General features: G+C 43.1%; 9 protein-coding genes. 7 read left to right on the forward strand and 2 right to left on the reverse strand.

Going from position 1 to position 21,828, the window contains the following annotated elements; all coding sequences use genetic code 11:
• Window positions 1-13 precede the first annotated feature (13 nt).
• Window positions 14-3,115: a SusC/RagA family TonB-linked outer membrane protein gene (locus B3C94_RS01185; protein ID WP_293897696.1), complete on the reverse strand. Its 3,102-nt coding sequence runs from the start codon at window positions 3,113-3,115 to the stop codon at window positions 14-16.
• 265 nt (window positions 3,116-3,380) lie between these two features.
• Complete coding sequence (locus B3C94_RS01190) at window positions 3,381-6,266, reverse strand: helix-turn-helix and ligand-binding sensor domain-containing protein (protein WP_293897699.1); 2,886 nt, start codon at window positions 6,264-6,266, stop codon at window positions 3,381-3,383.
• Window positions 6,267-6,590: 324 nt separating this feature from the next.
• Between B3C94_RS01190 and B3C94_RS01195 the strand changes: the two genes are divergently transcribed.
• The 7 genes from B3C94_RS01195 (at window position 6,591) to B3C94_RS23455 (ending at window position 21,798) form a co-directional block, all read left to right on the forward strand.
• Window positions 6,591-9,680, forward strand: a complete 3,090-nt coding sequence (locus B3C94_RS01195; RefSeq protein ID WP_293897702.1) for a SusC/RagA family TonB-linked outer membrane protein — start codon at window positions 6,591-6,593, stop codon at window positions 9,678-9,680.
• Between the two features lie 28 nt (window positions 9,681-9,708).
• A complete protein-coding gene (locus B3C94_RS01200; RefSeq protein WP_293897705.1) occupies window positions 9,709-11,277 on the forward strand; it encodes a RagB/SusD family nutrient uptake outer membrane protein in 1,569 nt (522 codons plus the stop codon).
• A 25-nt stretch (window positions 11,278-11,302) separates the two neighbouring features.
• Entirely contained in the window at window positions 11,303-12,748 is a 1,446-nt protein-coding gene (locus B3C94_RS01205) for an alpha-L-fucosidase (protein WP_293897708.1), read from the forward strand.
• A 37-nt stretch (window positions 12,749-12,785) separates the two neighbouring features.
• A complete protein-coding gene (locus B3C94_RS01210) occupies window positions 12,786-15,257 on the forward strand; it encodes a glycoside hydrolase family 2 protein (protein ID WP_293897711.1) in 2,472 nt (823 codons plus the stop codon).
• A gap of 6 nt (window positions 15,258-15,263) precedes the next feature.
• Window positions 15,264-17,834 (forward strand): glycoside hydrolase family 95 protein, encoded by a 2,571-nt coding sequence (locus tag B3C94_RS01215; protein ID WP_293897715.1) that lies wholly within the window; start codon window positions 15,264-15,266, stop codon window positions 17,832-17,834.
• A 17-nt stretch (window positions 17,835-17,851) separates the two neighbouring features.
• On the forward strand, window positions 17,852-19,039 hold the full coding sequence (locus B3C94_RS01220) for an alginate lyase family protein (RefSeq protein ID WP_293897718.1): 1,188 nt from the start codon (window positions 17,852-17,854) through the stop codon (window positions 19,037-19,039).
• 149 nt (window positions 19,040-19,188) lie between these two features.
• Window positions 19,189-21,798, forward strand: a complete 2,610-nt coding sequence (locus tag B3C94_RS23455; RefSeq protein ID WP_349679110.1) for a glycoside hydrolase family 88 protein — start codon at window positions 19,189-19,191, stop codon at window positions 21,796-21,798.
• The last annotated feature ends 30 nt before the right edge of the window (window positions 21,799-21,828 follow it).

The raw sequence follows: 21,828 nt of genomic DNA on the forward strand, positions 1-21,828 counted from the left end.
AAAACTAAGGTGATTAAAATTGCATGTTAAGCCCAAAAAGGAAATTACGTGTGGTAGGGTAGGCCGAAAGCTCAATACCAGATGTTAGATTTGGACTGCCGTCTCCTGCAAGTTCAGGAGAGAAGCCGCTATAATTCGTAAACATAAATGGATTTTGTGCTGTCACATACAGTCGCAGTTTAGACTTTGAACTATAAAGGTTATTGAAAGTATATCCAAGTGTTATGTTGTTGATGCGGAAGTAAGCCCCCGATTCAAGAAAATAACTCGAAGCCCAATACGCTCTTTCTGCACCGGGATGTTCATTGGTCGAACCTGCACCAGTCCAGCGATTCTCAAAAGTTGATAAGGCAATATTCTCACCTGCATTGGAGCGGACGCTATTTAAACCATTATATACTTTGTTGCCAGCAACACCGTAACCCGAAACATTGAAATCGATCATTTTATAATTGACCCCAATATTGATACCGTAAGTAGAACTTGGGAGAAATGAACCGAAGAACTTTTTATCTCTTGTATCGATTACGCCATCGCCATTTTGGTCTTTGTATTTTAGGTAACCAGGTTTAGCTGTTCCAAATGCTGGAGTATTTGCAACATCTGCAGCATCTTGGTATACACCATTAGCTTCAAACATCCACCATCCATAGATCGGTTGTCCGACACGTAGCTGTTTGGTGATTTCGCCATTATTTAAACTTCCGCCAGTTGCGCCATCGAATGTATTGACGACTTCGGTTACCTTGTTTTTGTTGTAAGCGTAATTCAGTCCGACTGTATAGCTAAAATCTGGATTTATATTTTTATTCCAGTTCAACGCAATTTCGACACCTTGGTTCAATATTTTAGCTCCATGAGCATAATAATTCTTCTCGTCCGGTGAAGAATAGATAGGTGTTACATCTAGAATGGTATTTGTGTTTAGCTTATGATAGTAGTCAATGGATCCCGAAAGCTGGTTGTTCAGAAACGCAAAGTCTAAGCCGGCGCCCGTCTCTCTGGTTACTTCCCAAGTCAAATTCACCGCAGGTGTGCCCTTTGCACTTCCGTAAACCATATTCTGTTCAGGACCTAGCACATAGTTGTAGTTCGAGCTCTCAGGACTTGATAGGATTGTAGAAACATTCAATGGAATATCTTGATTTCCTAGTTTACCCCAGTTTCCACGAACTTTCAGTAAATTGATCCAGGTGGCGTCTTTCATGAAGCTTTCATTGGTCACGGTCCAGCCTAATCCAACGGAAGGGAAAGTACCCCAATATTTTCCTGTATTACGGAATACGCTTGATCCGTCACGGCGCAAGGTAGCTGTTAAGTAGTATTTACTGTCGTAATTGTATTGTAGTCGACCGAAATAGGACGCTAATGCCCTTGGTGTGTAATAGGTTTGTAAAGAGACAATACCATAATCATTCGTGCCCTTGGCTAAGTTAATATTCCAATACTGCTCTTGTTCGGGTACGTTATAGCCAGTTTGACTATTCATGCTATTAATATCGTATTTCTCCCGGGACATCCCTACGACAGCTTCAATATGATGTTTGTCAAAACTTTTGTTGAACGTTAAGAAATTCTCGAACGACCAGCGAAATTGCTCCAGATTTTCATATTTTAAGCTGTTGTCGACATAATCAATTGCTTTGGGATTTGCCTCTTTTAATGCGTTGAACCTCGATTCATCCAATAATGTGTTTGCATTTAACCATTGATCCTTCACATTATTGAAAATGCGTTGTTTTGAATAGAATTTATTCGCCCCAATACGTGAATTGATTTTTAAATAATCGGTTATTTTGAATTCTCCCTCAAAACTTCCCTGTAAACGTAGCGTATTTGTTCTTTCATTTTGACGTAAAACCTCATACACGGGATTTCCAATGGAATTGAGGTTTCCGATAGCTTGCCCTGGAGCGGCTTCAATACCTGCAACACCAGTTGTTGTATTTACACGACCAAGACCATAACGGCCATTATCAAACATAACGGGAGCAAGTGGTGATTGACGATAAGCGGTAGTGAAAGCACTGTATGGTTTCGGTGTCGCGTTTGTCAACGTAAGGTTTAAATTTTGGCTGAACTTGAGGCGATTGTTTAAAAATTTATAAACGTTGTTATTGCGTACCGTATTTCTGACAAATTTAGAACCGTCAAGAATACCATTTTCGGTATAATTGTTTGCTGATACAAAGTAATCCACTTTTTCAGTTCCCCCAGAAAGATTGACAGCATTATTGAATACGGAACCCGTACGCAATAATTCGTCATACCAGTCTGTATCATATTTTTGGTTCTCAGCCAAACGATACGATCCATTGGTCGAGGTGAGGTATTCATTGGCAAATATTCTAAACTGATCAGCATTAGCCATTTTTACGCGATTGAGGACATTTTTTATGCCTGCAAAACTTTCGTAATTAATGTTTGTTGTTCCAGTCTTACCTTTCTTGGTTGTTACAATGATAACACCATTTGCTGCTCTTAGACCATAAATAGAAGCGGAAGATGCGTCTTTCAAAACATCCATGGACTCAATGTCCGATGGATTGATATTATTGATATCTGTTTGGGCGATACCGTCCACGATATAGAGCGGATTTCGGCCCGACAAAGCTGTTCCCAGACCTCTGACAATAACGTTGGGTGATGACCCCGGAGCATCGTTGGCAATGATATTAATACCGGCAGCTTTACCCTGTATGGATTGCATGGCCGACATTGCTGGTTGTTTTGTGATATCGGAAGATTTCAATGAACTGATCGATCCCGTTAGATCAGCTTTCTTTTGCGTACCGTAACCGATAACCACCACCTCTTCCAATGCTTGATTTTGATTTTCTAAGAATACATTGAGTTGCGTTTGATTGCCAATGTATACGGTTTGTGTGCGATAACCTAAAAAGTTAAAGACCAGTGAATCCGTAGGAGAGGCGTTGATTTGAAATTTCCCCGTTGCGTCGGTTTTTGTAGATACTGCTTTCCCTTTGATGCTAATGGTGACCCCAGGCATGGATATCATGCTTGAGCCATCTTTGACCACTCCTTGTATAGAAGTTTGTCCATAGGCAACCGAGACGACCATGGATGTCAAAAATAATGCGGATAGATTCCTCATATCGTAAATTTTTGGTGTTTGTTTAAAATGCTTTGGTTATTTCCCTGAAGCAAATATGTTGATGTAGTACAACTTTGCCAAAATTTAACATTTGCACATCACTACTACACAAAATTTCCGCCTGCTCAAACCTATTTCGGTTTTGTGCTATTGATTTGATATATAGTTTTTTATATAGGTGTTTTTTGTGAAATAACGCGAGCTTTAGTGTGTTTTATACACTAAAGCTCGTGTGTGGTAATGATGTAGTGTTTGCAGGGAAAATTTAACGTTCCATCAGGAATTCGGACAGGTTTTTGTCTGTCGGGAGGCCTAGTTTCTTGCGTAAGCGATAGCGTCTAATCTCGACACCGCGGGTACTGATATTAAGCAACGACGCGATTTCTTTGCTTGACATATTAAGCCGTAAATAGGCACATAACTTTAGATCATTGGGGACTAGATCCGGAAATTCCTGTTTCAATTTCTTGAAGAAATTCTCATGTGATTCGTTAAAACTTCTTTCAAAGATATGCCAGTCACGATCGTCATTATGGGCGTCATCGATGAGTTTGTTGATTTTTTTCAGTTCATCTGAACTCAGTTTGTTCCCTTCCGCATCCTTGAGCTGCTTGAGCTCGTCGTGCAGGTTGTTCAACATCTCATTCTTGTAAACAATATTGAGTGCTGCATTGGCCAATTCTTTGTTCTTTAACTGAAGCTGATCTTCCAATTGCTGGTTTTTAAGTTTGATCCAGTCTTTTTCTTTTTGTTCGTTTTCACGTTCCAGGGCAATCTTCTTTTCTTCCAGCCATTTTCGACGTATCTGGAATTGCCGTTTGCGCTCCCGCTGAAGATTAAGCTGATAAGCTACATAGATGAGCGCTAGTATAGCTACTGCATAAAATGCCTTTGCCCACCAGGAGAGGTACCATGGATAGCGAATGGTAAAGGAAAATACCTGGACTTCCGAAATCAGTCCAGTATTGTTTTTCGCTCTTATTTTAATCTGAAACTTCCCATAGGGCAGGTTCGTGAAATCTTGATAGGCAATTTCGTTCCATTCAGACCAATTGTCTGAGTAACCTTCGAGATAATATTGATATTGAAGCGGCGAGGATGAATAGTATGGGCACGAAAAACTGATTCTAAGGTTATTGTCTGAAGACGATAATTTAAAAGAAGAATCCGGAATAATGGACTGACCGGTCGTCAGGTTGACGAGTTGTGATATTTGTGGAAGTGGCAAGGTATATTTTTGTGATTTATCGGAATGGCGATAGATCGCAAATCCATCATCCAGACCAATGAGATAATATTGATTTTCAATGGGAAGGATGTTCTCATAATTATTCATCATTCGGTCCTGTAAGGGACTGAGCAGATTGGAATCAATGTGCAACTTGCCTTTGCTGTCAAAATCTACTTTCGCAATTTTGGTTTTTTGAATAAACCAGTAACTGTTTGTATTGATCGGAATGACCTTATTTGAATTTTTATAGCTGCCTAATGCGGTATTTAATTCATCCGCATAACTGAATTTTTTTACAATATTGTCGAATTGAAGAAATCCGCTATCTGTCGCGAATACAATATTATTTTCTAAGGTATAAATTCCCGTAAATTGCCTCTTGGAGGCGATGCTATCCTGTTTGGAGGAAAACAAAATGTTCCCTTGCTGGAAACTTGGATCGAGTCCGAGAAGCTGTACCTGCCCCCAGTCTCCGATCCAAAAGGCATGGTTATCCTTTTGTGCCAAAAATCGGATCGGCTCCTTAATCCCTGCAAACTGTTGGACAAACCGTAAGTTTACACCATCAAAGGTAAACTTCGATAAGCCTGTATAGTTCCCCTGGAGTATATTTTTCGTGCCGAATATAGGCTTGAAAACCCATCCGCCAGTGATCTGTGATATCTTCTCAAGTCGGCCATCAACAAGCTTAAAGGTACCATCATTATGCCCGCAGATGAGCTCATCCCCAAATATAGCCAAGGTCCAAACTTGGCCGTTTGAATTGGGAATCTGGGTGAAATTTAGTGAATTGTAATTGTTTAGTCCTTTCCATTCGCTTGAAAATAAACCCTTGTTGGTTCCAAGATAAATTTTTCCCTGATATATAATCGATGTATAAACGGTACCAATTTTTCCAACAAAATCAGTGTAAAATGATAGTGGAGAGTTGATTTCAATGCGGTCAATGCCATTATCCAGTCCAACCCAGATATTTTTTTGATTGTCTTTGACCATACTGAGCACCGTGTTGTTCTGGAGCCCATTGTTTTTATTGATATGCTGAATGACCTGGCCATTTTTGTTGATGACAATAACACCGTTTTGAATGGTACCAAAGGCGTACTGTCCATCATACAGGTATATACCATTGTTTATCTGGGATTGACTTAAAAGCTGGTTTGCCGGAACCGACCAGGGTATGATCGTTCCGTCGGTTTTCATCAGATAAAGACCATTTCGTGAGGTGGCAATAAGCGACGTATTTGTATCGAAAGGCAATAGGGCAAGGACGTTTTTATCTTTCAGGACATCTTTTCCCTTTACGGGAATCAATTTACCCTGTTTAAATTCGTGCAGACCACTTGGCAACTGTTCAAAAAATAACTTGTCGTTCAGCTGATGCGGAAATAAAAAAGGTTCTCCTTTTGCCGTTAGCTGTCTTATGGTATTGTTTTCCCAAATGTAGGATTTAGAAAAAGTATGGAAAAATACCCGCTGGCCTTCCACGATGATTTTCCATATTTCTTCATTTGGAAAATAGGTTTTATCCTGCACAAGCTTAGAGAGGCTGTGGTAGGTTAAGTTGCCAAAAGATTTGGAAGTCCAATAACCAAATTCTCCTCTCCCGCCCGTATAGATCTTCCCATCTTTACCGATCGCAACACTCCGGACTGTTGAATGATTGGGAAGCGGAAATACACGCCAGTATTGTCCGTCAAATTGCAGCAGCCCTTCGGTATTTGCGCTATAAATACGGCCATCTTTATCTACTGCCAATGACCAGTTCTGATTGCCGGCTTTATACTGGCCTTTTTTGTATTGTTTTACAAAAGGTGTTCCCGTAGGTATGATTGTCTGGCAATAGCCCCTATGCAGCAAAACAAATAAAATGGTAAAAAACCAAAAGATATAGACGTTACTATATTTTTTTGTTGTCATCGGCTCCCTCAATTAAATTGATTTGGGCACAATATATCGATTTTATCGCAGAATTGATAATCTTCCGGGCGGTAGGGGGCTCTCGCAGGTTTCTCAGATCTCCACTTTATTTTGGCGCTGAAATGTTCGTCGGCCCGACGAAAAATCAGAAGATGCCGGGCGGTAGGTTCCTGTTTTTTTTAAAATCCATTTAATCGTGCTGAAAATCAGGAATGAAGCTATTTTTTCCACCTATTTGAACAAAAACTCCTCCTTTTGCTGTTCGCGATTTTTGATATTTGGGTTCATTTACTTCGTTAAATAACCAAATAAACCAAAATAACTATGATAACACCGATAACCAAAACGGTAGGCAAGGGGTTACTTTTATTTTCATTGATGAGTATGGCTGCACCCGTGGTGCTGGCTCAGTCACAATTAAAAATATCCGGAAAAGTAACCTCCCCGGGAGGAGAGCCTCTTGCAGGGGTCACAGTACAGATAAAAGGAGTGAAAACCGGAACGGTAACCGACGGGGCCGGCAATTATCAGATTCTTGCACGGGACGTTGATGTGCTAATCTTCACTTTGGTGGGTAGAGAGAAAGCTGAGGTTGCTGTCGACAAGAAGGATCATATTAACCTTGTATTGCAGGAGTCCAGTAGTTTGATTGACGAAGTGGTCGTCGTAGGCTACGGTACCCAGAAAAAAAGTAATTTAACAGGCGCTGTTGCTGCCGTTGATGGAAAGGTACTCAACAAGCGTATCGCCACGAATCCTTCACAATTGCTTCAGGGCCGCATGCCCGGACTCCGTGTTACCCAAGGTTCGGGAGAAGCGGGTAATGAAAATGTAAATCTACAGGTCCGCGGATTGGGGTCGTATGGGGCTTCTTCTGCACCATTGGTTATTGTGGACGGTATTCCGGGAAGCTTGGAAAATTTAAACCCCCAGGCAATCGAGAATATAACGGTATTGAAAGATGCTGCCTCAGCCGCTATTTATGGAGCAAGGGCAGCAAATGGTGTGATCCTCGTGACGACAAAGCAGGGCAAGGCAGGAAAGACGCAATTGAGCTATGATTACAATGTGGGAATTACCAAAGCCTCTGCTCTTCCAGATCTGGTCTATAATTCCGTGGATTATATGACCCTGTATAATCAGGCAAATAAAAACTCGGGTGTAACGAATCCAAATGCTTCTTTTAGCCAGGAGATGATTGATGCTTACAAAAATCCAACTGATAAAACATTATACCCCGATTTTAACTGGTTGGATGCTGTATTTAGAACTGTTCCTGTACAGACACACAATTTAAGCTTAAGCGGCGGGGCAGGAGGAACAAATTACAACGTCATATTGGGCTATGTAAATCAACCTGATATTATGATCGGTACTTCCTTTAAAAAGTATAATCTGCAGCTGAATCTGGGTTCTAAAATCAATGAGCGGATCACTTTTGGGTCAAGTATTACCCTGAACTATGGCGATCGAAAATATCCTAGAAACGGCAGTGAGGATCAGTTTTTGTCTACCATTAGTCAATCACCGTTATATGGACCTGTATTACCCGACGGCAGTGGCCGTTATACTTCTAGAGCATATCCTTTTCAATCGCCAAATAAAAATCCTGTTGCAGTCGCTGAAAATGCGTTTACGAGGCTGAACAATTATTTTATGCAGGGCAATATCTTCCTCAATGTGAAAATATTGGATGGACTGGATTGGAAGACAAGCGGTGGGTTGACGTATGGTTTTACAAAAAACTATACCAATAAGCCCGTGATTAACCAATATATGTGGTTTGCCAAACCTGATGACCTACCTGCCAGACAACTTGATGTGGGTGGTCAGGGGCTTGAAGTAACGGACGACAACAATGTGTATCCGGTGGGGTATACCCAACTGACGTACGATAAGTCCTTTGGAAATCATAACATCAAAGTGCTGGCAGGTACCCAGGCTGAATATAATAAAACACAAAAACTGTTCGGAAGCAGGCTGCAATTTCCCAACAATGACTTGCTTGAACTCGATGGTGGTGGAGCCGGACAACAGTCGAATAACGGTGTAACCAATGAATGGTCATTAAGGTCTTATTATGGTCGCTTAAACTATGACTACAAAGGCAAGTATCTACTGGAAGGGAATGCGCGTTATGACGCCTCTTCACGTTTCCCTGAAAATAGAAAATGGGCATTTTTCCCTTCCATATCTGGAGGTTGGAAAGTCTCGGATGAAGACTTTTTTGGTCCGAAATTAAAAGAAGTTGTTAATGAACTAAAGTTAAGAGCCTCCATTGGAACATTGGGTAATCAGAATATTGGTAACTATCCGTATCAGATTGTTTATAATTCCTCTTTTGCTTATCCTTTTGATGAAACGCTCCAACAGGGAGCTCGTCAGGTCGCCATGGCCAATGACCGGATCAAATGGGAGAGTACCAAAGTCTTGGATTTTGGTGTGGATATCGGTTTATGGAACAACAAGTTGACGGCTTCTTTCGATTGGTACAACAAGGTAACTTCGGATATTTTATCCGCTTCTACGGCTTTCCCGTCTTATATTGGTCTGACCGCACCGACAGTAAATTATGGAGAATTGCGCAATAGAGGTATTGAGCTAGGTCTTCAGTACCGTGATAACATTGGAGAGGTATCGCTGACGCTCAATGGAAATATTCAGGCCAATCGCAATAAGGTGATGAAATATGGTGCTGAGCGTATCTCGGGCAATACCATTATTCGGGAAGGATTGCCGTACGGAAGTTTTTATCTTCTGGAAAATACCGGCATATTCCGCTCGAAGGAAGAGGTGGCCGCTTCGCCGGTGCAGCAGATTCCTGCGCAGCCTGGCTACCTAAAATTTGCCGATGTGAATGGAGATAAAGTTGTAGACAACAACGATCGTGTTGTTGCGTCGGGAGCCTATCCAGATTTCGATTACTCCTTTAATGCGACTGCGGTATGGAAGAACTTTGACTTTACGGCCTTTTTCTTCGGATCCCAGGGACAAAAAATATTTGTGAGTGAATGGGGAATAGTACCATTCAGACAGGGAGGCACATTTACCCGCGACTGGATGGATGCCTGGACTCCAGAGAACCCGAATGCATCCCTGCCGATTGTAGGTGCAGAAAATACGCCTGCAGCGAACAATGTCAGGACCGCATCCACTTTCTTTTTAAAGGACGGGTCGTTTTTGCGTCTTAAAAACATTCAGGTTGGCTATTCTATTCCGCAGAGCAGTTTGTCTAAAGCTGGTATTTCAGGCCTTCGGATCTATTTTGCAGCAGACAACCTGCTGACGTTCTCCAAGTTTCCGGGTTTAGATCCTGAACGGGGAGTGTCTTCAAGCGGCGGTGCAACATCCGGTCGCTATGTCACTCATCCTCAAAATAAAGTGTTTGCGTTTGGGGCCAATATCACCTTCTAATATCGAGGTAACAAAAAAATATTTACAGATGAAAAATAACGTAAAAAAAACATATCTATATCTGAGCTTGGCCGCTTTAACGGCCTTAGGAAGCTGTACAAAAGATTTTTTAAATAAAAATCCAACAGATAAAATTTCCGAATCAAACTTTTGGAAAATGCAGGCTGACGCTGATTTGGCCTTATCAGGTTGTTATGAATTCCTTTGCCGAGGGTACAATTCGACATCTTCATCCAATGCACGCGGTGGTTGGGGGGGAGCCAGTATGTTTTGGGATGGACTTTCAGACGATGCCTTTGTGTCCAGTACATCCAATAATTTCAATATTATCTCGCGGTCAGGCATCTCCTCGACAACAGGCGGGATGCAATCGGAGGGATATGAGATTTCGTATCAGGCGATTGCGGCATGCAATAAATTGATTGCCAATATCGACCGTATTACCAGCATGAGCCAGCAGGACCGTGACCGATATAAAGCTGAAGCTCGTTTTATTCGCGCCCATTACTACTTTCTATTGACCAATCTGTACGGCGATGTGCCATTGACTTTAGAACCTCTGGGCATGGACGATGCGAGTATTCGGCTGGGTAGAACACCCAAAAACAACGTTGTGGACGCGATTTTAGCAGATTTAGATTACGCGAGTGAAAAACTGCCAAATACAGGGTATAAGGGGCATGCCGTGAGAGGATCTGCACTCGGATACAAAACAAAGGTGCTGCTGACAGCTAAAAAGTGGGCAGAGGCTGCCGCAACCGCTAAAATTATTATAGATGAAAACAAGTTTTCGATCTACCAGGGGGGATACCGCGATCTGTTTAGAAAGCCTGGGCAAAATGGTAATCCGGAAATCATGTTTTCGGCGCGATTCTTACCTCCCAATATGTACAGTCCGGCAGATATGATGTATTCCTATCTAAAAACGATACAGCCTTTGGGGTATCTCGTCGATTCATATTATGCCATCGACGGTAAGGATATTAAAGAATCTTCAATTTACGATGCTAAAAACCCTTACGAAAATAGAGATCCGCGTCTAAAGTCGACCATTATGTACCGCGGTGTTTGGCGTGGCACTACGGCCTCCTCCGCTTTCGATCCTGTCGCTGAGGGCGTATTGGGCGGGTTTCTACCGAGAAAGTATATCAATGAATCAAAATGGCCGACAAGTTATGCCACACAGAGTGATCAGGATTGGGTGTTCTTACGCTATGCTGATATTTTGTTGATGTATGCGGAAGCAAAGAATGAAAGTGTGGGACCCGACCAAACAGCTGTCGAAGCATTAAATACAGTACGATCCAGAGCTGATGTAAAAATGCCTTTATTACAGTTTGGTAACGCATTGACAAAAAGTGAATTTCGCGATATTATCCGCCATGAGCGTAGGATTGAACTGGCGCTCGAGGGACAGCGTTATTTTGATTTGAAACGCTGGGGACTGATCAAAGAGGTGATGGATAAAATCAAGGATCCAGATGGAGCTTCACGGTTATTTATGGCAAGAGATACCTTATGGCCAGTACCTCAATCTGAGGTAGACATGGCCAAGAGTTTAGGTAATGACAATTTTAAGCAAACAGCAGGTTTCTAAATTAAGGACTGTGAAAAATTCAGGTATGAAAGCTATATATAAAATGTTGCTGGCACTTGTCCTCATCATGGGCATGAGTAAGGGGGGATTGTATGCGCAAGTAAGTCGCATGCCCGATAGTGTACGCATGAAATGGTGGGAGGAAGCCCGATTTGGTATGTTTATCCATTGGGGGGTCTATGCCCAGTTTGGCGGTGTTTATAGCGGGCACGAGCAAGCACGCGGCGGAGCAGAGTGGATCATGAACCGATCTAAAATCCCGGTTGATGAATATCAGGCCATGGCCAAAGAATTTAATCCCATAGCCTATAATCCAGACGAATGGGTACGCATGGCCAAAGATGCCGGGATGAAATATCTGATTATCACTGCAAAGCATCACGATGGTTTTGCGCTGTTCGAAACAAAAGCGAGTAAGTGGAATATGGTGGATGCTACTCCCTACGGAAAGGATGTTCTGAAACCTTTGGCAGAAGCTTGCCGAAAATATGGTGTTAAACTGGGATTTTATTACTCACAAGCCCAGGATTGGAATAATCCCGGGGGATCTGCTGCTCGTAAATTAATGCGGGAAGGCTGGCCTAATCCAGATTCAACGCGCATTGATGCCTACACCTTAGCGCATCACGGTCATTGGGATCCAAAACAGGAAACAGCGAGTTTCAATGATTATATCAAAAACGTATCGGTGCCCCAAGTCAAAGAATTGTTGAGCAATTATGGTGATATTGCCGTATTGTGGTGGGATACACCGACCAATATGACCGATGAAGCGGCAAATATGCTTCAGGAACAATTGGCCTTGCAGCGAAATATTATTACAAATGATCGATTGAAGCGGCCTAATTTCCCAGGCGACACAAAAACACCCGAGCAGAAAATTCCGGATTGGAGTGAACTTGAAGGCAAACACTGGGAAACCTGTATGACGATGAATGGTACCTGGGGCTATCGTACATCCGATCAGAAATGGAAGTCGGCCGAGACCTTAATCCGTAATCTTGTTGACATCGCTTCCAAGGGTGGAAACTATTTACTGAACGTTGGTCCAAAACCAGATGGATCATTTCCACAGGAGAGTATAGACCGTTTGGCTGTCATTGGTAAATGGATGAAAACAAATAGTGAAGCCATCTATGCGACCAAGAGCAGTCCTTTAAAACCGTTTGAATGGGGAAGATGTACGATGAAGGAAGACGGAAACCGGACCTGTTTATATATATCTGTATTTGACTGGCCGAAAAATGGCCTAGTTGAACTTCCGATTGAAAATAAAGTCGTAAAAGCGAGCCTTTTAGCCAATAATCAGGTGTTAAAGGTAAAGTCGAATTCCAATGGTATTCAGATTGGTGTACCTGAGCAGGCCATTGATCCTGTTGCTACGGTGATTAAAATCGAAGTAGCAGGCAAATTCAAGCGCGACAAAGTGTCTAGAGCAAAGAAAATGAAAACCGGAGCCTTGGACGAGTAAGGCCGATAAGATAAAAAGCAGATACTAAAATAGCATAATGAAGAAAAGCAGATTGAATAAAATAGTTGCGTTGTTGTTGACTTTTGGAGTTGCTCAGCTCCACGCTCAGGAAGTTAAGCGGATTGATCAAGGCTGGGATTTCTTAAAGAGCGATCTGGGGGGAATCTGGGAAGCTGTAAGACCGGTGGGAGCCGGTAATCCCGAGTCTGTTCCATTGTGGCAGCAGGTGGATCTGCCACATTGTTATAATGCACTGGACGCTGTTGATCCAGCTATCAATTATTATCAGGGGCCAAGCTGGTATAGAAAATCACTGGCTATAGACAATCCCTATTTAGATGGTCGTACCCTGCTTCATTTTGAAGGAGCCGGACAAAAGACAGCTGTTTATATCCATACAATTAAAGTTGGGGAGCACGTTGGCGGATACGACGAATGGACTGTGGACATTACAGATGCAGTTGAAAAGTTTAAAAAAACAGATGCTTTCAAAAAACAATTTAAGGGCAAAATACCGCTTTCAATTCGTGTGGATAATTCACGTGATCTCGAAATGATCCCTTCTGATCTGTCTGATTTTAACGTCTATGGAGGTATTTACAGACATCTAAACCTAAAATATGTTCCGCAGACAGCCTTGGAACGTGTATTTGTTGAGGCGTCAGTAGGGGCCGATGGAAAGCAGGGGGTAGCCAACGTCCGTGGACGACTGATGCCATTTTCGACTCAGACAAATTTTGAAGTCGAAACGCAACTCTATGATCCCGCTGGAAAAATCGTGCAAACCCAGCAACCACAGGTAAATAAGGGGGCATTGAATCTTGAATTTGGACAATTCCTGGTCAAGAAGCCACAGCTTTGGAGCCCTGATCAACCGGCTTTGTACCGTTTGGTTACCACAGTCAAAAGCAATGGACAAGTATTTAAAGAAGAGACTGTCTTTGGCTTTAGACATGTAGCGTTTAAAGAAAAAGGCCCTTTTCTGCTGAACGGGAAAAGGCTTTTGCTTCGGGGTACGCACCGTCATGAAGATCATGCCGGTGTGGCTGCCGCAATGACTGATGAACAAATACTGCGAGAGATGACTCTGATGAAAGAAATGGGCGTAAACTTTATACGTTTGGGGCATTACCAGCAGAGCCGTAAAGTGCTTGAGGCCTGTGATAGTCTGGGTATTTTGGTTTGGGAAGAGATTCCATGGTGCAGAGGTGGATTAGGTGGTGAGGTCTATCAGCTTCAGGGAAAACGGATGTTAACCAATATGATTGAACAGCATTATAATCATCCATCGGTCATTATTTGGGGCCTCGGCAACGAAAATGATTGGCCGGGGGATTTTACGGAGTTTGATCAGGCGAAGATCAGAGCTTATATGAGTGAACTGAATACCTTATCTCATCAATTGGATCCGAGCCGGAAAACAGCGATACGACGTTGTGATTTCTGTAAAGATATTGTTGATGTTTATTCGCCATCCATTTGGGCTGGTTGGTATAGAGGTGTTTATACCGACTATAAAACAGCCTCAGAAGAAGAAATGAAAAAGGTAAAACATTTCCTTCATGTGGAGTGGGGCGGGGATAGTCATGCTAGACGACATGCAGAGGACCCTGATCGTGCTTTAGCTAAAATCAAAGGTGATGGAACAACAGATGAACGAGCGGGCGATGCGTCGCTCATTGGTGGGGCAGCACGCGTTTCTAAAGATGGCGATTGGAGTGAAAGCTACATTTGTAATCTCATCGATTGGCACTTAAAGGAACAGGAAACAATGCCTTGGCTCACGGGAACAGCCTATTGGCCATTTAAAGATTTTTCAACTCCGGTACGGCCAGACAATCCTGTGCCTTATGTCAATCAGAAGGGTGTTGTTGAACGGGATTTTACCAAAAAAGAATCTTACTACGTATTCCAGTCGTATTGGACAGCGAAGCCAATGCTGCATATTTATGGCCATACCTGGCCGATCCGTTGGGGTGAAAAGGAGGAGTCAAAAATGATAAAGGTGTATTCCAATGCAAAAGAGGTTGAGCTTTTTGTCAATGGAGTAAGTCAAGGGGTAAAGAAAAGAAACAGTCAGGATTTTCCAGCCGCGGGGCTAAGGTGGATGGTGAAACTGAACGAAGGAAACAATCAGATTAAAGCTGTAGCGAAAAACAGTCGGGAAATTCTCGTGGATGAAATTGAACAGCAGTATCAGACAAAAAAGTGGGGCAAACCTGCCAAATTGCTTGTCGAAAAGATTGCCACGGAAGGGGAAATGATCACTGTGCAAGCTCAAATTGTGGATAATACCAATACCCCTTGTCTCGATGCAAAGGATTGGATCTATTTTGGTTCAACCGGCGATGGTCAGTTGATCGTCGATCAAGGTACTTCTACAGGGTCGAAAAAAGTACAGGCCTACAATGGTCGCGCATTGATTAAACTTCGACTGCCTTCGGGAAGCGCTGTAGTATCCGGCCGGATGGAAGGATCAAAGAGTACCTTATTAACAATAGAAAAATAGCACAAGATGTTAAAAGCAACGAATCATTTGAACCTCTTTGTACTGCTCGGTCTCCTAGGGGCGATTGCCCCATGCCATGCACAAAGCAGTTCCCCGAAGCTCAAGCTTTGGTATAATCAACCGGCCACGCTCTGGGAAGAGGCACTACCGCTTGGCAATGGCACGACAGGAGCGATGGCCTTTGGTGGGCTAAGTAAAGATAGGTTTCAAATTAACGATAATACCCTGTGGTCGGGTGAACCAGATGCGGGCAATAATCCCAATGGCCCGCAGATTCTCCCCCAGGTACGCCAAGCCATCTTTGCTGGAAAATATGAAGATGCTGCAGTTCTTTGGAAGAAAATGCAGGGACCATATTCGGCGCGCTATCTGCCGATGGGCGATTTATGGTTGGATTTTCACCAAGATGAGAAAAAGGTTAAAGATTATAAACGGGAGCTGGATCTTGAGCGAGCGATCAATCAGGTCAGTTATTCCTATCAGGGTATTCAATACCTAAGAGAAAGTTTTGTCAGCTTTCCGGATAAAGCATTGGTTGTTCGACTGAAGGCAGACAAGAAAAAATCAATTACCTTGGACCTTTCCTTGACCAGTAAACTCAGGTATCGAGTTTCGACCCAAGGGGATAATCAATTAACTCTTCAGGGGAAAGCGCCAAGTTTTGTCGCCAATAGGGATTATGAACCTCTACAAGTCGTGTACGACAGTATTGGCGGAAAAGGGATGACTTTTGCGATACAGGTAAGCGTAAAAACTACCGGTGGTGTGGTAAAAAAAGAGGGGGATAAGCTTAAAATTATAGGCGCTGATGAGGTGACTTTATTTTTGACTGAAGCGACAAGCTTTAACGGTTTTGATAAGTCGCCGAGTCGGGAAGGTAAAGATGCCACATTGTTGGCGAAAAATCGCTTGAATAATGTCTCAAAAAAGAATTTTCAGACCTTATTCTCCGATCATCAAAAAGACTATCAGGCGCTATTCAAGCGCGTAGCTTTTGAGCTGGATGGCAGCTCGGCTCACGATAAATTGCCGACAGATCAACGTATCATGCAGTTTTCCAAAGGACCAGCCGATTTGGGACTACTGACACTGTATTATCATTTTGGACGGTACTTGTTGATTGCTAGTTCCAGACAAGGCGGAAGACCGGCAAATTTACAAGGTATCTGGAATGATCATGTGCAGCCACCTTGGGGGAGTAATTATACGACCAATATCAATACAGAGATGAATTATTGGCTTGCGGAAAATACCAATCTTGCGGAATGTCATCAGCCTTTGTTTGATTTTATGGATGAGCTGGCCATCAATGGGGCTAAAACGGCATCGATAAATTATCATATAGATAAGGGCTGGGTTGTTCATCATAACTCCGATCTATGGGCCAAAACTTCCCCTCCGGGCGGATACGATTGGGATCCAAAAGGAATGCCACGCTGGTCGGCATGGCCTATGGCAGGTGCTTGGTTGTGCACACATCTCTGGGAGCACTACCGCTTTACGGGCGACCGGACTTTCCTGAAGGAGAAAGCCTATCCCTTGATGAAGGGTGCTGCCCAATTTATGCTGCAATGGCTGATCGCGGATCCTGGAAATAAATACCTTGTTACCAATCCGTCCACTTCACCTGAAAATACAATCAAAATAGCAGGTAAAGAATATCAATTGACCATGGCTTCTACCATGGATATGGCGATCATTCGGGAGCTTTTCACAGCTGTGATCCGCTCCAGTAATATCCTGCAGGTTGATCCCGAGTTTAGATCGGCTTTAGAACAGGCGAAAGAAAAGCTTTATCCCTATCAGGTCGGCCAATATGGGCAGTTACAAGAGTGGTTTAAAGACTGGGATGATCCAAAAGATCAGCATCGCCATATTTCTCATCTTTTTGGACTGTATCCGGGCAATCAGATCAGCTTGGCAGAAAACGAAGCTTTGGCTGCAGCCTCCAAGCGTTCATTGCTTTTAAGGGGCGATGTCAGTACCGGCTGGTCGATGGCCTGGAAGACAAATTGGTGGGCGAGGCTTCAGGATGGAAATCATGCCTATAAAATCCTCAAGGATGCCTTAAATTTTATTGATCCTAAATTGGACCGTGCGCAGATGAGCGGTGGTGGAGCCTATCCGAATCTATTTGATGCCCATCCACCTTTTCAAATTGATGGGAATTTTGGTGCTACGGCTGGAATGACCGAAATGTTGCTGCAAAGTCATGACGGAGCCGTCCATTTGTTGCCAGCCCTACCTGATGAATGGTCTGCTGGGACGATAAAAGGAATTAAGGCCAGGGGAAACTTTACCGTGGATATAGCCTGGAAAAATAACCTGTTGACCGAAGCAATGATCGTATCCAATATTGGTGGTGTTTGTCGTTTGCGTACTCCTTTACCCGTTAAAGTTGTCGGTGTCGAATCAAATCACGTAGCTGTCACAGAGAATACGCTATTATATAAACCGGAACAGCTTCCGTATACGGTAGCGGATTCTTCCAAATTGCCATCGTTGGCATCTACGAAAACATTCGAAGTTCAATTTGAGACCATAAAAGGTAAACAGTATCGTGTTGTTCCAATGTAATTCAAAAACCAGGAAAAATGAAATCTACATCAATTGTTCGCGTCATGGGCTGTCTTCTTGGGATCGCAATTTTCCCCTTATTCTTGAGGGCAAAAATGAAGGAAGATATTTTTGAGCAGGAGATCATCCAGACGCTGCGCCCTGTTATCTTCGAGCAGTCCAAATGGGCGATGAAGCAGAAGCCAGTGACGGTGACAGCTTATAAGGCAGTTCGGAGTGCCGGGGGGATTCATGATTTTTATTCTGAAGGCGATTATTGGTGGCCCGATCCCAAAGATCCCGCTGCGCCCTATATCCAACGGGATGGGATGACTAATCCAGCCAATTTCGTTGAACATCGTAAAGCGATGATCCGCTTCAGCCGAATCGTGGGGGCGCTGGCCTCAGCTTATCGTTTGAATCCGGATAAAAAATACGTACAGCAGGCCCTTCGTCATTTAAAGGCTTGGTTTGTGGATGCCGAGACCATGATGAATCCCAATCTTCTTTATGCACAGGCCATACAAGGGCGTTTTACAGGGCGAGGGATAGGCATTATTGATACCATTCATCTGATGGAAGTTGCACAGGCTGTCAAGATCTTTGAAAACGACCCTAATTTTCCACAAGCTGCTAAGGATGCTATACATCGCTGGTTTGCGGCCTATTTACGTTGGCTTACAACGCATCAATATGGTATCGATGAAATGAATGCTGCTAATAACCATGGTACATGTTGGGTGATGCAGGTTGCTGCATTTTCGAGTTTAGTACAAGACTCTATATTACTCCAAAAATGTGCAGATCGTTATACGCAGGTGTTGTTGCCGAATCAAATGGAAAGCAATGGGAGTTTCCCGAGAGAATTGCAGCGTACAAAACCTTATGGCTACGCGTTGTTTAATCTCGATGCGATGACCATGATATGCCAGATTTTGTCCAAGACCAATCCCCCCCTTTGGCAGTATACTTTGCCTGATGGGCGGACAATAAAAAAGGGGGTTGATTTTATGGTTCCCTATATTGCAGATAAACAGAAATGGCCTTATCTGAAAGATGTCATGTATTGGGATCAATGGCCAATTGCGCATCCGGCACTTGTGTTTTCAGCCACGGCTTTCCAAAATAAAGCATACCTGCAGCTTTGGAAAAAGCTTGATCATGCACCCGAACAAGAAGAGGTTGTTCGAAATTTACCCATTCGTAACCCGATTATATGGCTGTGAATTTCCTGGCCTCCTTATAAAATAACTTAACCATTTCACCTTAAAAACCTACAGATAACATGAATGTTAATGCGACGTCTTTGCGAAGATATGCCCTCTTTTTGTGCTTTCGAAATTTAAAAAAGCTATCCATTGCCAAAGTAATTTTTTTGACGGGAATTTTGTGTTCTTTTCAAGACGTTGAGGCACAGAGTACCAAGCAGCTGCAAAAAGCTTGGAATCTAGCAGATCAACAAGCTCAACTGCTTTATAAAGAATTGCAGCTCTTGAAAAAAAGTGATTCATCCTTGGTTTCGCCACGTACGCTTTCCACAGATAACGAACTGGTTGCCGTGAAAAGGGGCGACTGGACCAGCGGTTTTTTTCCTGGCGTCCTGTGGTTTCTCTACGAAAAGACGGGAAAACAGAAATGGAAGGATCTCGCTTCAGAAACAACAAGGACGATCGAAGCGGAGCAATTTAATGGAAAGACCCATGATATGGGCTTTAAGGTTTACTGTAGTGTTGGAAATGGTTATCGGTTAACTGCAAATCCACAGTACCGGGAGGTGCTTGTACAGGCAGCCAAAACGCTGTCAACCCGTTTCAATCCAACAGTTGGCTGTATACGTTCGTGGGATCACAATAGTCACCGCTGGGACTTTCCGGTTATCATTGATAATATGCTTAATTTGGAATTACTATTTGAAGCAACTAAACTCACGGGAGATTCTACTTATTATCATATTGCAGTGAGCCATGCCAATACGACAATGAAAAATCATTTCAGACCAGATTACAGCACCTATCATGTGATAGACTACAATCCGAAAACGGGAGCTGTACAGCATAAAAACACCCATCAGGGCTTAAGTGACGAGTCAACATGGTCGCGGGGTGAGGCCTGGGCATTGTATGGCTATACCATGTGTTACAGAGAAACGGGAGATCCGAAATATTTGCAGCAAGCTGAAAAAGTCGCGCATTGGCTGTTTGCACATCCCAATATGCCGAAAGACTTGATCCCTTATTGGGATTTCGATGCGCCTAATATTCCAAATGAACCCCGTGATGTATCGGCCGCGACAGTCATCGCATCGGGACTTTTGGAATTAAGTACTTATAGCAATCAAGGGAAAGATTATCGTGCAAAAGCACAGACCATATTGGCTAATCTGATAGACGGTTACATGTCGGCACCAAATAAAAATAAAGGTTTTATATTGTTGCACAGTACAGGATCAAAACCTTCTAATACTGAAGTAGATAAACCCTTGAGTTATGCAGATTATTATTTTTTGGAAGCATTGCACCGGAAAGAAGAGCTACAATCAGGAAAAGTACAATCGGATCTGGTCCGGAAAAATCCAGCGGGACAATTGATCTGTTTTCCAGATGCACAGGGAAATGTCATCCCCGACTTTAGTCGCGTGGGCTATCATCAAGGTGATCAAAAGTTGCCCAATGTTCCTGTCGTGATTACGGTAAAACCCAGCGTAAATGTTGATGGTCAGCAAATTATACAGCAGGCGATTGATGTCGTATCAGCAAAACCGCTTGATAAAAATGGTTATAGGGGAGCTGTTTTGTTGAAAAAAGGCCTGTATACTATACCTGGAAGTTTGGAAATTCATGCCAGCGGTGTCGTGTTGAGAGGTGAGGGGGATGCCGAGGGACAAACCTTGCTTAAAGCAGCAGGCCAGCATCAACGAAGCTTATTGAAAGTTTCCGGTACGGGCAGCTATACATTGGACCAGGCTAGAAAACAGTTCGTTAAGGATGGCTATGGACCTGTAGGGGCTAACTATGTCCTAGTCGATCATACGAACGAATGGAAAGTGGGCGAGCAGGTACTGCTATCGTATGAGATGAACGACGCCTGGATCGAAGCGCTTCGAATGAACCAAATTGAAAAGAGAGAAGGGACGAAACAGTGGACGGCGCGGGAATACCAATTGAATTTTGAACGTACGATTTTGGCCATTAAAGGTGATTCCATCTTTTTTGATAACCCCTTGGTGATGGCGATTGATCCAAGGTACGGAAAGGTTGCGGTTATTCCTTACACCTTTGACGGACGTATACGTGAAGTCGGAATCGAAAATATACGTTTCGAATCTGATTTTGTGAGCGATGAGGACGAAAATCATGGCTGGATAGCTGTTGATATGAATAAAATAGAGAATGCCTGGGTCAGAAATATCACCGCCCGTTATTTTGGTTATGCGGCAGTGAGTCTGGGAGCTTTTGCCAAACAAGTTACCGTGACAACATCAAAATGCCTTGATGGAAAATCTCAGATTACAGGCGGGCGTCGGTATTCATTCAATAACGACGGGCAGCTTAATTTATTTAAAGATCTTAATACAACGGAAGGCCGGCATGATTTCGTTACGGGTGCAAGGACACTTGGCCCCAACGTTTTTAGCCATTCCAGTGCGCAGAGAACACATGCCGATATCGGTCCCCATCATCGATGGGCCGTTGGAACGCTCTACGATGAGATTGTAACGGATGGTGAAATTAATGTGCAGGATCGGGGTAACTGGGGGAGTGGACATGGTTGGGCCGGAGTGACACAGGTGCTGTGGAATTGTGAGGTCAAAAGTGCTGCTGTACAACAGCCTTGGGCTTCCGGGCAAAATTTTGCCATAGGAGTAAAGGGAGAAAAAGTAGCTGGAAGATTGAAAAATAGAAGTACCGGTTATTGGGAAAATCAAAATAAAAAAATGTCGATAGGATCACTTTATGAGCAACAATTAAAAGATCGATTAAAGTGATTCTTGTTCGTGTTTATTCAATGGAATGAT

The sequence above is a fragment of the Sphingobacterium sp. UBA5670 genome (genome assembly GCF_002420705.1).
Taxonomy (GTDB): Bacteria; Bacteroidota; Bacteroidia; order Sphingobacteriales; family Sphingobacteriaceae; genus Sphingobacterium.